Annotated in this window: 11 protein-coding genes; 4 read left to right on the forward strand and 7 right to left on the reverse strand. The window is 64.8% G+C overall.

What is annotated here, in order from left to right; all coding sequences use genetic code 11:
• Window positions 1-958: cbb3-type cytochrome c oxidase subunit I (locus Q8R75_RS07420; protein WP_305663631.1), on the reverse strand; the 958-nt coding region annotated here is incomplete at its 3' end.
• Window positions 959-1,331: 373 nt separating this feature from the next.
• Here Q8R75_RS07420 and Q8R75_RS07425 point away from each other — a divergent pair.
• On the forward strand, window positions 1,332-1,664 hold the full coding sequence (locus Q8R75_RS07425; RefSeq protein ID WP_305615072.1) for an H-NS histone family protein: 333 nt from the start codon (window positions 1,332-1,334) through the stop codon (window positions 1,662-1,664).
• 55 nt (window positions 1,665-1,719) lie between these two features.
• Here the strand turns inward: Q8R75_RS07425 and Q8R75_RS07430 are convergent, their stop codons facing one another.
• The 5 genes from Q8R75_RS07430 to fdxA all read right to left on the reverse strand — a co-directional run bounded on the left by Q8R75_RS07430 (window position 1,720) and on the right by fdxA (window position 10,352).
• Window positions 1,720-3,417 carry a long-chain-fatty-acid--CoA ligase gene (locus tag Q8R75_RS07430; protein ID WP_305615074.1) on the reverse strand — a complete coding sequence of 566 codons (1,698 nt, stop codon included), beginning with the start codon at window positions 3,415-3,417 and terminating at the stop codon, window positions 1,720-1,722.
• Between the two features lie 74 nt (window positions 3,418-3,491).
• Window positions 3,492-3,941 carry a CBS domain-containing protein gene (locus Q8R75_RS07435; protein ID WP_305615076.1) on the reverse strand — a complete coding sequence of 150 codons (450 nt, stop codon included), beginning with the start codon at window positions 3,939-3,941 and terminating at the stop codon, window positions 3,492-3,494.
• 102 nt (window positions 3,942-4,043) lie between these two features.
• Entirely contained in the window at window positions 4,044-7,319 is a 3,276-nt protein-coding gene (locus tag Q8R75_RS07440; protein WP_305615078.1) for a UvrD-helicase domain-containing protein, read from the reverse strand.
• On the reverse strand, window positions 7,316-9,985 hold the full coding sequence (locus Q8R75_RS07445) for a PD-(D/E)XK nuclease family protein (RefSeq protein WP_305615080.1): 2,670 nt from the start codon (window positions 9,983-9,985) through the stop codon (window positions 7,316-7,318). The genes Q8R75_RS07440 and Q8R75_RS07445 overlap by 4 nt, the downstream gene beginning before the upstream one ends.
• 43 nt (window positions 9,986-10,028) lie before the next feature.
• Complete coding sequence (gene fdxA, locus Q8R75_RS07450) at window positions 10,029-10,352, reverse strand: ferredoxin FdxA (RefSeq protein WP_305615081.1); 324 nt, start codon at window positions 10,350-10,352, stop codon at window positions 10,029-10,031.
• A 507-nt stretch (window positions 10,353-10,859) separates the two neighbouring features.
• Here fdxA and trxA point away from each other — a divergent pair.
• The 3 genes from trxA to Q8R75_RS07465 all read left to right on the forward strand — a co-directional run bounded on the left by trxA (window position 10,860) and on the right by Q8R75_RS07465 (window position 13,492).
• Window positions 10,860-11,186: a thioredoxin TrxA gene (gene trxA, locus Q8R75_RS07455; RefSeq protein ID WP_305615083.1), complete on the forward strand. Its 327-nt coding sequence runs from the start codon at window positions 10,860-10,862 to the stop codon at window positions 11,184-11,186.
• A gap of 99 nt (window positions 11,187-11,285) precedes the next feature.
• Window positions 11,286-12,545, forward strand: a complete 1,260-nt coding sequence (gene rho, locus Q8R75_RS07460) for a transcription termination factor Rho (RefSeq protein ID WP_069039506.1) — start codon at window positions 11,286-11,288, stop codon at window positions 12,543-12,545.
• Between the two features lie 347 nt (window positions 12,546-12,892).
• Complete coding sequence (locus Q8R75_RS07465) at window positions 12,893-13,492, forward strand: cysteine hydrolase family protein (RefSeq protein WP_305611532.1); 600 nt, start codon at window positions 12,893-12,895, stop codon at window positions 13,490-13,492.
• A 250-nt stretch (window positions 13,493-13,742) separates the two neighbouring features.
• Here Q8R75_RS07465 and Q8R75_RS07470 read toward each other — a convergent pair whose 3' ends face one another.
• Complete coding sequence (locus Q8R75_RS07470; RefSeq protein ID WP_305611533.1) at window positions 13,743-14,075, reverse strand: YegP family protein; 333 nt, start codon at window positions 14,073-14,075, stop codon at window positions 13,743-13,745.
• Between the last annotated feature and the right edge of the window lie 144 nt (window positions 14,076-14,219).

Consider the following 14,219-nt stretch of genomic DNA (forward strand, 5'->3'; position numbering starts at 1 on the left):
AGGTCGACATGCCGTAGAAGGACAGCGAGGTGATCAGGAACTTCAGGATCGGATCGGTGCGCAGCTTGTGCCAGGCACCCGACAGCGTCATGATGCCGTTGATCATGCCGCCCCAGCTCGGTGCCAGCAGGATCAGCGAGAACACCATGCCGAGCGACTGAGTCCAGTCAGGCAGCGCGGTGTAGTGCAGATGGTGCGGGCCCGCCCACATGTAGGTGAAGATCAGTGCCCAGAAGTGCACCACCGACAGGCGGTAGGAATACACCGGGCGCTCGGCCTGCTTGGGCACGAAGTAATACATCATGCCGAGGAAGCCGGCGGTCAGGAAGAAGCCGACCGCGTTGTGCCCGTACCACCACTGGATCATCGCGTCCTGCACGCCGGCATAGGCCGAGTAGGACTTCATGAAGTCGGCAGGGATGGCTGCGCTGTTAACCAGGTGCAGCATCGCCACCGCAAGGATGAAGGCGCCGTAGAACCAGTTCGCGACATAGATGTGCGGTGTCTTGCGCTTCACGATGGTGCCGAAGAACACGATGGCGTAGGACACCCAGACCAGCGTGATCAGGATGTCGATCGGCCATTCGAGTTCGGCGTACTCCTTGCCCTGCGTATAGCCGAGCGGCAAGGTGATGGCCGCCAGCACGATGACCGTCTGCCAGCCCCAGAACACGAAACCGGCCAGCCAGGGCGCAAACAACCTTGTGTGGCAGGTGCGTTGCACGACGAAGAACGACGTCGCCATCAGCGCACAGCCGCCGAAGGCGAAAATCACCGCGTTCGTGTGCAGGGGCCGCAGGCGCCCGAAGTGAAACCACTCGCCGAAGTTCAGTTCAGGCCATACCAGCTGGGCGGCGATGATCACGCCGACCAGCATGCCCACGATGCCCCAGACCACGGTCATCAGCGAGAATTGCCGCACCACCCGGTAATCGTAAGTCTCGCCGACCCCGTCCATTGCTGCTGTTTTCATTTTTGACTGCTCCACATTGAAATTCCGCCTCGCGCCCGCCAGCCCGCACGAGCCCGCATGATCCGGAACGAAGGGTATGTGCAGGGGCTCGCGACGATCTTGACCCACGTCAAGCGCCGCCGCTTTGGCCGCAGTGCACCAAATTGGCGCAGATCGCCTGCCATGGCGCAACCGGGGTCATCACTGAGCCCACGAACCGTCCGGCCTGGACGCAGGGGGCGACGCCCGACTTCCCTGCTGCATTACCCGCCTGCATTACGATTCCATTCGTTTCCCGGATTGAAATTCGCTGAATCGATTTACCTTGATTGTCGAATCGGTCTATCATCCAATTTCATTACTCAATGGAGAAGTATCGATGTCCGGTCAAAGTTACGACGAATTGATGGCAAGAATCTCGGATCTTCAACAGCAGGCCGAGGTGGTGCGTCGGGCTGAACTCGAATCGGTTATTGCCGACGTCAGGGCAAAGATCAAGAAATACAATCTGTCTGCTGCCGACGTCGGTTTATCGGGTTCTTCAGCGAAACGTGCCGCACGCCCGACTGTCGGCGCAAAGGTGAAGATTGCTCCGGGCAAGTACCGTAATCCCGAAAACGGTGAAATCAAGGAAGTCGGCGCGGCCGGCCGCAAACCGGGTTGGCTCGCCAGCATGACGGCCGAACAGTTGAGCGCCGCGCGCGTGAATTGAACGGTTGAACGGTTGCATGCACGACAAATGAAAAAGGCACCTGGTGGTGCCTTTTTCATTTGCTGGCACCCAGTTGTTCAGGAGGTGTCTTCTGCATTTCTTCCTTGAGCGCGCGGCGCAGTATCTTTCCGACATTCGTTTTGGGCAGTTCTTCGCGAAACTCCACGTGGCGGGGAATCTTGTACGCAGTCAATTGCGTCCGGCAATGCGCAATGATCCGTTCAGTCGTGAGCGCCATGTCCTTGCGCACGACGTATGCCCTGACCGCCTCGCCCGAATGCTCGTCCGCGACCCCGATCACGCAGCACTCAAGCACGCCCTCGCACTCGACAATGACTTCTTCCACCTCGTTCGGATAAACGTTGAATCCGGATACCAGAATCATGTCTTTCTTGCGATCGACAATTTTCACGAAGCCGGTTTCATCCACGATTGCCACATCGCCGGTACGCAGATATCCGTCCGGCGTCATCACTTTCTCGGTTTCTTCCGGCCGCCGGTAATAACCCTTCATCACTTGCGGGCCACGCACGCACAATTCGCCCGCCTCGCCCATCGGCAATTCGACACCGTCATCATTTCTGATCGAGATTTCGGTCGACGGAACAGGCAGCCCGATGGCGCCGCTGAATTCCGCCTGATCAGGCGGATTGATGCACACCGCAGGGGATGTTTCGGTCAAACCATAGGCCTCGATGAGCGGCCGTCCGGTCACCTTTTTCCAGCGTTCGGCAACCGCCCGCTGGACGGCCATGCCACCGCCCAACGACACCCTGAGCGCCGAAAAATCGACCTTGGCGAAATCGGCGTTGTTGAGCAGCGCATTGAACAACGTATTGACGCCCGTGATCGCCGTAAAACGGTGTTTGGACAGTTCCTTGACGAAACCCGGAATGTCGCGCGGATTGGTGATCAGCACATTCCTTGCACCGAGCTTGAGGAATACCAGGCAATTCGCGGTCAGCGCGAAGATGTGATAAAGCGGCAGCGCGGTGATGACGATTTGCGGCCCGGTCAAAAAGGGCTTGATCCATGCATCCGCCTGAAGCATGTTGGCGACGATATTGCGATGCGTGAGCATCGCGCCCTTGGCGACGCCGGTCGTGCCACCGGTGTATTGCAGGAAGGCAATGTCTTCATGCACCACATTGACCGGATTGAGTGTGTGACCGCGGCCGCGTTTGAGTGCGTCGTTGAAGCACACCGCAGCGGGGAGATCGAACGCCGGCACCATCTTCTTCAAGTGACGCACGACGAAATTCACCAGCCAGCCCTTGGGCACCGCCAGCATGTCTCCCAGCGCGGTCACCACCACATGCCGCACAGGTGTACGGGGCAGCACCTGCTGCAGCGTCGAGGCGAAATTCTCCAGTACAACGATGACTTCGGCGCCGCTATCGACCAGCTGGTGTTCCAGTTCGCGCGGCGTGTAGAGAGGATTGCAGTTCACCACCGTGTAGCCGGCGCGCAGCGCGCCGAACATGGCCACCGGATACTGCAGCACGTTGGGCATCATCAGCGCCACCCGCGAGCCGGGCGCCAGACCAAGCACCGTCTGCAGGTAGGCTGCGAACGCCGCACTCAGCCTTTCGGTTTCGGTGAAACTGATCGCCTTGCCCATGCAGACATAGGCGTCACGGTCGGCGAACTCGCGGCAGCTGCGCTCGAATAAATCGCCAATCGACATGAACTCCGATGGATCGATTTCGGCCGGCACGCCAGCCGGATAGCTTTTCAGCCATACCTTGTCCATAGCCCTCCCCCCGTGTTCGGCCTGCACCGCCCGGCGTCTGCGCGCGTCCGGCGGCCGGTCGTCCGTCGTGTGGTCTAGCCCGACGCGTCGTCCATCGGCCAGTCGCGGATATAGCTCTTCAGCATGCGGTTTTCGAAACTCTGCTCTTCAAGCATGGCGCGCGCTACATCGTGGAAGGACAGCACGCCCATCAGCGTGTCGCCTTCCATGATCGGCAGGTAGCGGCAGTGCCGCTCCAGCATCAGGCGACGCAGTTCGTCCACTTCCATGTCGGGGTGGGCGGTGGCCGGGTCACGCTGCATCACGTCGGCGACCGTGAGTGTCTGCCAGCCGCCGCCGGCCGTTCGCAAGGCGCGCAGCACTTCGCGGAAGCTCAGCAAGCCCGCCATCAGGCCATGTTCCATGACAACCAGCGAACCGACATCCAGATCGGCCATCGTGGCAACCGCGTTATCCAGCGACTGCGACGGGACTACGGTGTACAGCACCGTTCCCTTTATGCGCAGGATTTCATGTACTTGCATGACGGCCACCCCTTCTTGCTGCGCATGCGCGAAACGCACACCGCGGTTGAATATCGCAGATGGTAGTCAAAACCGCCAGCGGCGCAAAGTTTCGGGCGGCGCTCAGAAGCGGATGTCGAGCGCGCCGTCCGGCCGGATCAGCGCCGCATGAACCGCCTTGCCGGGCCGGATCGCTGCCACTGCCTCGGCATAGCCGGCTAGCTGCGCTGTATAGGAATCGGCAAAGCGGTCGCCCTGCCCGCTTTTGTAATCCAGTATCCAGATGTCCTCATCGAATTCGACCAGCCGGTCGATCCGGCCTGGTTTGCCGTCGGGCAGCACGAATTCGAGTTCGTTCGCCGACCAGCGATGCTGCGCCGGATCGAAGAATCGCTGCAGCGATTCACTCGCCACGAGGCGGCGCGCGATCGCTTCGAGATCGCGCCATTGTGCGGCATCGAGACCGGCCGGCCGCGCTGGCGACGGCTCGCCGCCAGCCAGTGCCTCAAGCCAGCTGTGCAGGCCCACGCCCCACAGCTGAACAGAGTCGAGCACGACCAGCGCTCGCCGCTCACCGATGGCAGGTATCGGCGCATCGGTGGCGCCAGCCCCGAGGGCGGGGTCGTCCGGTGTGTCTTCCGCGCAGTCGGCAAGCAAGCCATGGTCGAGCCGCATGCCGCCGCCGTCGGTGGCGACGGCATCGGCGCAGCGGCCAAGCGCCGCGCTGACCCGGTCGAGCCAGCTGCCGGCACTGCTGCCCTTGGCAGGGCTGACACCACTGACGAACAGCAGCTGACGAGCGCGGGTCAGCGCGACGTACAGCAGGTTCGCGTCCTCGCGCGCAGCGGCCCGTGCCTCGGCGTCGATGAAGGCGGCGCGGGCATGACCCTGATTGTCCTTGTTCTGCAGCAAGGACAGATGACCGGGCGCAGCGTCGCCGGGCGGCCAGGCAAGCAGCACGCGCGCACCGCTGTCGGTGCGCGGCCGCGACACCGCGTCGGCCAGCCAGACGATCGGCGCCTCCAGCCCCTTGGCCGCGTGCACCGTGAGCACGCGCACGCGCCCGCGTGACGGGTCTTCACCGAGGATGAGGCCTTCATCCGGCGCTTCGTCATCTTCGTTGCGCAGGCGTGTCAGCTCGTCGATGAAGCGCGGCAGGCTGGGGTAGCGGCCGCTATCGACCTTGAGCGCCAGCTCGATGAAGGCTTCGAGATTGGCGCGAACACCGGGCCAGGCCATCGCGTCGACGCTGGCGGCGTAACGCGGCATCAGCGCGCCCTGATCGAATACGCGATCGAGCAGGTCGTGCACCGGCAGACGGGTCGCTGCGTCGAGCCAGCCCTCGAGCAGTGCTGCCGCGCGTGCGCACGCCGGATCGCTGCGGGCGCGGCGCGCGCGCAGCATCGGCCACAATCGTTCGGCACCCTCGCCGGTCAGGTCGAGCAACTGCGCGTCGTCGAACGCGAACAACGGGCTGCGCAGCACATGGGCGAGCGACAGCGCATCGCCCGGCGCGGCGAGAAAGCGCAGCAACGCAAGCAGATCGGATGCTTCGAGCGTATCGAGCAGCCGGCCGCGGCTGGCGCCGAGGTAGGGAATGCCGTGGGCGCGCAGGGCCGCCTCGTAAACGGCCAGCCCGGTCCGCCGGCGCAGCAGGATCATCATGTCGCCGTAGCGCGCGGCGCGCGGCGCGCCGGTGTGCGCATCGCGCACCGCGAGCCGCCCGACCATGCTCTTGAGCCGCTCGCACAGCGCATCGGCCTCGCGCTTGCGGCGGCTGTCCTCGATGGCCAGCCTCGGCTGGCGCAACGGATTGCGCAGGCCGGTCGCAGCGGCCCTTGCGTCGGTTTCGGCCCCTGCGTCGGTTTCGTGCCCGAACGCCGGCAGCACTTCGACCCGGCCGGGCAGATCGGTCCGGGTCGTGCTGTGCAGCGCAAAGCCTTCGAACACGTCAAGGTCACCGAACACCGCGTTGACCGCATTCACCACGGCCGGGCTGCTGCGCCGGGTTTCATTGCGCTGCAGCCGGATGGCGCCGAAGCGCTGTTCGAACACCGTGGCGGCGTGCTTGAAGATGCGCGGGTCAGCCCGTCGGAAGCGGTAGATCGACTGCTTCGGATCGCCGACGACGAATACCACCGGCTGCACCTGACCCGGCGCGTAGGCGTCGAGCCAGTGCATCAGCACCTGCCACTGCAGCGGATTGGTGTCCTGGAATTCGTCCAGCAACAGGTGGCGGTAACGCGCGTCCAGGCGCGCCTGCACGAAGGGGCCGGTCTGCGCGTCCGACAGCAGGCGTGCAGCGTGCCATTCGAGATCGCCGAAATCGAGCACGCCGGCGTTCTGCTTGATGCGGTCGTAGGCGTCGAGGAGCGCAGCGGCGACCTGCAGGCCCTGTTCGTTGAGCACCCACGCGGCCAGGTCGGATTGCGCGTTCAGGCAGTGCACCAGACGCGCCGCAACCTGCTCGTTCAGGGCGAGCGCGGCGTCGGCAGCACCGACCTTTTCGAGCGCCTTGCCCGGCTTGAAGCTCGCCGGCTCTCCGTCCTGCTTCAGAAGCTGGGCGCGCAGGCCGGCGAAATACAGCTTTGCATCGACCTGAGCACACGCCTGCTCGATCGCCGTCGCCTTGCGTTGCTGCGCCTCCGTGCCCTGACCGAGCAGACGCGCAAGATCGAGGCAGCGACGGCGCAGCAATTCGTCGCCGGCCAGCACGTCGACCGGTGCCTCGGCGTCGGCCCCGAAAAACTGTCGCAAGTGGGCCAACGCGCCCGCCAGGCCGCCCTGCGCCGCCAGCCACGCTTCCCACTCGGCGCGGCGATCGACCAGCGCGCTGGCCAGCTTTTTGGTGCCCGCCACCCCGCACCGGCCGAGCAGGCAGCGCAACGCGAGCGCCAGTTCGCCCTGAGGTGCGCGCCCGGCGCGGCGCATCAGCGCGGCCCAGGCCTGATCGCGCAACTGCGCCGTGCGCTCGGAAAGCTGCAGGCCGCGCAGGCCGCTGTTCAGCGGTGCGGCGCCGAGCAGTGAAGAAAACCAGCCGTGGAAGGTGTTCACCGTCAGCCCGGGCTGCGCGTCGGCCACCTGCTCGAACAACGCCCGCGCTCGCGCAATCAGCGTCGGATCGCGCCGCACGTCCAGCCCGCGCTCGGCGAGGAAGGCGCCCACCCGCTCATCGTCGGCCACGGCCAGTTCTGCAAGCCAGTGCTGCAGGCGCTCCTCGATTTCACGCGCCGCCTTGCGCGTGTAGGTGATGGCGAGAATGTCGCCCGGCTGCGCACCGGCCAGCAGCAGGCGGATCAGGCGCGACACCAGCGTCCATGTCTTGCCGCTGCCGGCGCATGCCTCGACGACTACGCTGCGTGCCGGGTCGAGTGCGCGCAGATCGTCTTCACGGCTCATGGCAGCCAGTCCTTGCGGCACAGACCGCGCATGTCGCAATGTCGGCAGGCCGCCTCATCGCCATGTGCCGGCAGGGTTGCGCCGTTGCGCAGAGCGGGAAACAGCTCGGACACGAGCGCCCGCAGCGCCCGGGCAGCAGCCGGCGGATCGGCCTCTGCAAAGGTCACCGGCGCATCCTCTTCCAGCGCCAGATAGGCCGCCTCGCTCACTGCGCCGCCTTCGAGCACCGAATAGAACGCCAGTTGCACGTCGTCGGCCTGCATGGTCTTGCGTACGCGCTCGGCACTGCGCAGCTTGTAGTCGAGCAGCGCGACATCGCCATCTGCATTGCGATCGATGCGGTCGATGCGGCCTTCGAGCGACAGTGCAGTGCCATCCGGCAGCTCGAGCGGGTGCGCGCGCCTGGCTTCACCGCTGTCGAACAGCCAGCCGTCGGCTTCGCGCTGCACGGCCCAGGCGACGTAGGCGTCGGCCCGATCGTGCAGGCGATCCGCCCACGCATGTTCCTGAAAGTTGCGCGCGATGGCGCCATCGAAGGCGGCGGCAATCTGCGCGCGCAGGGAATCGACCAGTGCTGGCGGCGCGGCGTCGGCCAGCCGCGGGTGAGCGACATGGAAATCATGCAGCACGCGATGCACCAGTTCGCCGACGCTGCCCTTGCCCATGGCCTCCTCGACTTCGTCGCCAGCGCCGAGGCCGAGCACGTGGCGGGCGTAGTAACGGTAGGGACAGGCCATCAGGTCGGCCAGTCCGCTCGCGGTGAGCCGCAACGGCACGCGCACCGCATCAAGCACCGGCGCACTGGACACGGCAAAAGCCGGCAGCGCCGGCGGATCGGCGAGCGCTGGCGCGGCGCGCACGGCCGACGGCAGACCGGCGCGCTGCAACACCAGATCGAGGCGCTGCAGATCCATGCCGGGCAGATTCGCTTCCCCGTTGCGCTGCGTCTGCCAGCTCAATACGGTCTGGTCGCTGCAGGCGATCAGCCCGGCCAGATCGTCGCGCAACTGCCCGGCGGCAACCTGCGCATCGGGCAGGCCCAGTTCGCGCCGCAGCCCCTGGTGGCCGAGCACGCCGCGCAGGCGAACCGGCGCAAGGTGCCGGCTGTCGGCGCCGATCACATACACGGCGTCGAAACGGCGCAGGCGGGTCGCCGCGAGCGGTGTAAGCACCACCGGACTGTCGATCGCACTGTCGCGAAAAAGCGCCTGCTCGAACTCGCTGTTAAGCCACTTGCGCCAGTCGGCGAAGGACAGGTCGAGTACCACGCCGCTGCTGTCGGCACGCAACTGTTCCAGCAGATTGACCACTTGCGCACCGGCCGCGTCGAGCATCAGCGCGGCGCGAGCGCCCAGCACATCGAGCGCTACCAGCAGGCGTTCGACCCGGAAGCTGGCCGGCGCGTTGTGAGTGGGCATCAGCGCAAAGGCCTGCGACAGCGCGTCGATCAACAGACCGGCCGGGCGGCCGGAAAATTCGCGGCCGGCATCGGTAAGCAAGGCGTGCAGACCATCGACGTGGTTGCGCCTGACCACCCAGTCGTCGATGGCCTCGATGGCTTGGGCGTGGGCATCGCGGTCGAGCGCGCCGGCCACATGCGGCGAGCGCAGCAGATCGAGCAGATCGCGATGATAGCCGTCGGACGCGAAGCATTGCAGCAGGGCGTCGACCGTGGCCGCCGCGCGCGTGGTCGACAGCTTCCAGCCCGTTTCATCAGCCAGCAACACCTGGCGGCGTTCCAGCAGCGCACGGGTGCGGCGCGCTGCCTCGCGGTCGAGTGCCACCAGCGCGATGTCGCGTCGCCCCTCAGCCAGCCAGCCGGCGATGCAGGACGCGGCACATTGCGCCTCCTGCTCAAGCGACTGCGCACCGACGAGGCGCACACGGCTGGCCAGTTCGAGCGCGTCGTCACGGGATGGGGCAGGAGTCAGTCCGGGTGACGCGCCGAGCGGCGGCCCGGGCGGCCAGGCGGCGTGCAGCACGCGGGCGACCGGTGTGTCCGCCAAAGCGCGGGTCGCCTGCACATGCAGTACCGGCACGCGCGCGGCGTGCATTTCAAGCCACGCGGGCACTGGCTCGACCAGCGCGGACAGATGGATGAGCGGACGACGTGCTGCGCCTGCGGCGCGCATCAGCGCCTGCGTGACGGCGCGCGCATGGCCGGGCGTTCCGGTGCAGTCGCTGTGCCACACCGCATGCACCAGACGCGCTTCCAGCGACAGCGCCGCGCTGTCGGTCAGCCCGTGCGCGCGTTCGAAGCCCTGCTGCAGGGCGTTCTCGTCCGGCGGCGCCGGCAATGCGGCCAGCGCATCCGCCAGTTCGAGCAGTTCCTGCGCCGCCGACCACGGATCGGCATCGCCCAGCCAGGCTTGCTGGCGCAATTGCGCCACCAGGCGAAGCAGACGACGGGGGTGTGGATCGACCGGTGCATCGCCCTGCCAGCGCGCGGCAAGCAGGGACGGCGTAAGCATGCGCGGCATGAACAGCGCGCGTCCGGCGTAAGCCAGCAACGCACCGCGCAGCGCCGGCGCATGCGCCATGACGGGAAGCAGCACGTCACATTCGGCGAGCGCATCGCCATGGCGATCGATCAGCAGGCGCGCGAGCCGGGCGAACAGCGCGCCATCGGCCGGCAACCGCAGGGTTTCGAAGCCCGCCTGGTTCATGCGCGAGGACGCGACATGCGGCGGCGGGCGTACGGCAGCCTGCTCAGCGTTCCAGCATGCCGAGCTTGTCCTTCACCTTGAGCCATTCGTCGGCATCTTCCGGCGCTTCCTTGCGCTCGATGATGGCGGGCCACTCGGCGGACAGTTCGGCATTCAGCTTGATGAAATGGATCTGGTCGGACGGCACATCGTCCTCGGCGAAAATCGCTTCGGCCGGACATTCGGCGACGCACAGCGTGCAGTCAATGCATTCATCAGGGTCGATCACCAGGAAATTCGGGCCTTCGCGAAAGCAATCGACCGGGCACACGTCGACGCAGTCGGTGTACTTGCACTTGATACAGGATTCGGTGACGACGTAAGTCATGGTTTCTCCGTGCGGTGGTCCGCATTGCCCGACAGCAGGCGTACCACGGGATGGTTTGATCGGAATCTCGGGACGATGACAGTCCGGAAAACGGCATGGATTTTATCACTGCGATCCGCGCCGCAGCCGTTCCGTGCGGCGTGCAGAGGCGGCATGCCAGCATGAATTTTTGTCGGGCGTACCTCCATCACTCTGCGCAACACGGTGTTTTTTGTATTAGCATCATGAAAACAGCGCGAAAACAGCGCAGCAAACGCGATCGCGCAGGTGCGTGGTCAGCGCGCTGCCAGAGTGACCAGCGCCGTGCCTGTCTCGGCAGCACGCAACCTCCGCACTCACCCGTTCACGAATTCCCGGCCTGCGCTGTGCGCGTCAGGCACTCAGCCCGGCTAACAACAGCGCCCAGCCCACATCCGGTTTTCTACGGTATATCCGACCGATATACCCATATCCAAGAAACGATCCGGCATTCCAGGTCTCCCCCAAGTCAAGCCCCGCGAGGAAACGATGAGCGAACACATCCACCACGTCACCGATGCCAGCTTCGAAGAAGAAGTGGTCAAAGCCGATCTGCCCGTGCTGGTCGACTACTGGGCCGAATGGTGCGGTCCGTGCAAGATGATTGCCCCCATTCTTGACGAGGTGGCGCGTGACTACGCCGGCAAGCTGCGGGTGGCCAAGGTGAATATCGACGAGAACCAGGACACCCCGGCGCGCTTCGGCATCCGCGGCATTCCGACATTGATGCTGTTCAAGGACGGCAACGTTGAAGCCACCAAGGTCGGCGCCCTGTCGAAGTCGCAACTGACCGCATTCCTGGACAGCCACCTCTAATCATTTTTCCACGGCGACGGGTGCTTCGCGCACCCCGCCCGCCGGAGCCGGTTCCTGGCTCCGCCTCCCCACCCCGCACGTCGCACAGACCCCGTCACCATGCATCTTTCCGAACTGAAAGCACTTCACGTCAGCCAGTTGCTCGAAATGGCCCAGTCCTTCGAGATCGAAGGCGCGAACCGGCTGCGAAAACAGGAACTGGTCTTCGCCATCCTGCGCAACCGCGCGAAAAAGGGCGAAAGCATTTTCGGTGACGGCGCACTTGAGGTGCTGCCGGACGGATTCGGTTTCCTGCGTTCGCCGGAAGCGAGCTACTTGGCCGGCACCGACGACATCTATGTGTCGCCCAGCCAGATCCGGCGCTTCAACCTGCACACCGGCGACACCATCGAGGGCGAAATCAGGACACCGAAGGACGGCGAGCGCTACTTCGCGCTGGTCAAGGTCGATCGCGTCAACAGCGAGCCGCCGGAAGCGACCAAGCACAAGATCCTGTTCGAAAACCTGACGCCGCTGCACCCGACCGAAACGCTGGTGCTCGAGCGCGACATGCGCGGCGAGGAAAACACGACATCGCGCGTGATCGACATGATTGCGCCGATCGGCAAGGGCCAGCGCGGGCTGCTGGTCGCACCGCCCAAGACCGGCAAGACGGTGATGATGCAGCACATCGCGCACGCCATCACCGCCAACCATCCGGAAGCCATGCTGATCGTGCTGCTGATCGACGAGCGGCCGGAAGAAGTGACCGAAATGCAGCGCTCGGTGAAGGGCGAAGTGGTTGCATCGACCTTCGACGAACCGGCCACCCGCCACGTGCAGGTCGCCGAAATGGTGATCGAGAAGGCCAAGCGCCTGGTCGAGCACAAGAAGGACGTGATCATCCTGCTTGACTCAATCACCCGTCTGGCCCGCGCCTACAATACAGTGCAACCGGCCTCGGGCAAGGTGCTCACCGGCGGTGTGGACGCCAATGCGCTGCAGAAGCCCAAGCGTTTCTTCGGTGCCGCGCGCAATGTCGAGGAAGGCGGCAGCCTGACCATCATCGCCACCGCGCTGATCGAAACCGGTAGCCGCATGGACGACGTGATCTACGAGGAATTCAAGGGCACCGGCAATATGGAAATCCATCTTGACCGGCGCATGGCGGAAAAGCGCGTCTATCCGGCGATCAACGTGAACCGCTCGGGCACGCGCCGCGAAGAACTGCTGCTGAAGCCGGAAATCCTGCAGAAGATATGGATCCTGCGCAAACTGCTGTACAACATGGACGACCTGGAAGCAATCGAATTCCTGCTCGACAAGATCAAGGCCACGAAGAGCAACGGCGAGTTCTTCGACGCCATGCGTCGAGGCTGACCCAGCGGCGGAACACCGCCACACCTCCCGACCCGCGACGGTACCGTGCCATGACGATGGTCGCGGTACCGTCGTTTGCGTTGGGCATCGCTGCGCTCACCCCAACCTACGAAACTTCCCGTAGGTTGGGGTGAGCCAACGGCGATGCCCAACACCCTCCCGTCAAGCCGCGCCGACCTTCCCGCCCGGCGCTCGTCGGCCGTTCAGCTCATCACCGTGCAGCCGCCACCGATCCAGAACGTAGGTTGGGGTGAGCGCAGCGATGCCCAACCTCCCTCCCGTCAAGCCGCGCCGACCTTCCTGCCCGGCAATCCGCACCGCCAACGTCTCCCGAAAGGAACCATCCCATGACCGCGATCACCACACTGCGTGACCTCACCGGCCTCGGCCATGCACCAGGCTCGTTGAAGCACGCCGCGCTGGTCATGATCGATTGCCAGAACACCTATCGCGAAGGCGTCATGCAGCTCACCGGTGTCGAAGCCGCGCTTGTCGAGGCGCGCCGGGCGCTTGACCTTGCGCGCGAGATCGGCCGACCGGTCATCCATATCCGGCACGACGCGGGCCCCGGCACGCCCTACGACGTGAGCGCATACATCGGCCAGATATCGGACATCGTTGCGCCACAGGCTGGCGAACTCGTCATCACCAAGAACTACCCGAACAGCTTTGTGCATACCCCGCTCGACGAAGAGCTGAAGAAGCTCGGCATCAGGCACCTGGTCCTTGCGGGCTTCATGACGCACATGTGCATCAACTCGACCGCGCGCGGCGCCTTCAATCTTGGCTACTCGCCCACCGTGATTGCATCGGCCACTGCCACGCGTGACCTGCCGGTCGCCGGAGGCGGTGAAGTCAGCGCGGCGGCGCTGCAAGCCGCAAGTCTCGCGGCGCTGGGCGACCTGTTCGCCGCCGTGGCCTGCCGCGTGGACGATCTGGCGCACTGAGTCGTCGCGCAGACGAAGCTGTCGCCAATGCCTCCGCATCACGGAAGACACATTCGTGGCTCTTTGTTCAACGCTGCACGAAGGGGCGCAGCGCATGGCCGACGACCCGAAATTGAAGCGCATCGCAGCCTGACAGGAAAGACATGGAAGACCCGACCGCTGCACCTCGCGTAGGCGACAGCAAAACGGGGGCCCGCTGCGCAGTGCAGGCGCGTCCCGCGCGCTGGCAGGACGCACCGCCGACATCAGCTCAGCCGGCCTGATCATCCACTGCGGCACTGGCGGCGCCGCTCTTCACCGAGGCGATCGCAGCTTCCATTGCGCCGTTGTTATCGAACATCTTGCTCTGGCCGATCACCTGTCCGTTGCCTGCCTTCAACACGTAATAGTCCTTGCCGTTCGTGGCCTTCTTGCGATCGTAGCGGCCGTCGTCGGCCGCGTTCTTCTTCACCGATTCGATGCCGTTCTCGGCGGATGCGCGCGTCTTGTACATTTCGCTCTGCAGCAGGGACTGGTCATCCGGGCCCAGCAGCGTGAAGTGGAATTCGCCGTTTGCAGCCTTCTTCAACTGAAACTTCGCCATGCTCCGCTCTCCTGTTTGTTGAGTCGTATGTGGGAACGCGCGGGTGCGCGGCGACAGTATAGCGACGAAGAAAAAGAGGGGCGCCAGCCTTGCGGCGAGGCGCCCCAACCTTGCCGAAGCGTTGCGGCAAGGAGGGAGGACGGT

Origin of the sequence: Methyloversatilis sp., assembly GCF_030696805.1 — a bacterium.
Lineage (GTDB): Bacteria > Pseudomonadota > Gammaproteobacteria > Burkholderiales > Rhodocyclaceae > Methyloversatilis.

Bases quoted from the DNA above. Each gene is read 5' to 3' on its own strand.
- Q8R75_RS07465 (WP_305611532.1), top strand. From the start codon at position 12,893: ATGACCGCGATCACCACACTGCGTGACCTCACCGGCCTCGGCCATGCA.
- Q8R75_RS07470 (WP_305611533.1), bottom strand. From the start codon at position 14,075: ATGGCGAAGTTTCAGTTGAAGAAGGCTGCAAACGGCGAATTCCACTTC.
- Q8R75_RS07430 (WP_305615074.1), bottom strand. From the start codon at position 3,417: ATGGACAAGGTATGGCTGAAAAGCTATCCGGCTGGCGTGCCGGCCGAA.
- Q8R75_RS07425 (WP_305615072.1), top strand. From the start codon at position 1,332: ATGTCCGGTCAAAGTTACGACGAATTGATGGCAAGAATCTCGGATCTT.
- fdxA (WP_305615081.1), bottom strand. From the start codon at position 10,352: ATGACTTACGTCGTCACCGAATCCTGTATCAAGTGCAAGTACACCGAC.
- Q8R75_RS07445 (WP_305615080.1), bottom strand. From the start codon at position 9,985: ATGAACCAGGCGGGCTTCGAAACCCTGCGGTTGCCGGCCGATGGCGCG.
- trxA (WP_305615083.1), top strand. From the start codon at position 10,860: ATGAGCGAACACATCCACCACGTCACCGATGCCAGCTTCGAAGAAGAA.
- Q8R75_RS07440 (WP_305615078.1), bottom strand. From the start codon at position 7,319: ATGAGCCGTGAAGACGATCTGCGCGCACTCGACCCGGCACGCAGCGTA.
- Q8R75_RS07435 (WP_305615076.1), bottom strand. From the start codon at position 3,941: ATGCAAGTACATGAAATCCTGCGCATAAAGGGAACGGTGCTGTACACC.
- rho (WP_069039506.1), top strand. From the start codon at position 11,286: ATGCATCTTTCCGAACTGAAAGCACTTCACGTCAGCCAGTTGCTCGAA.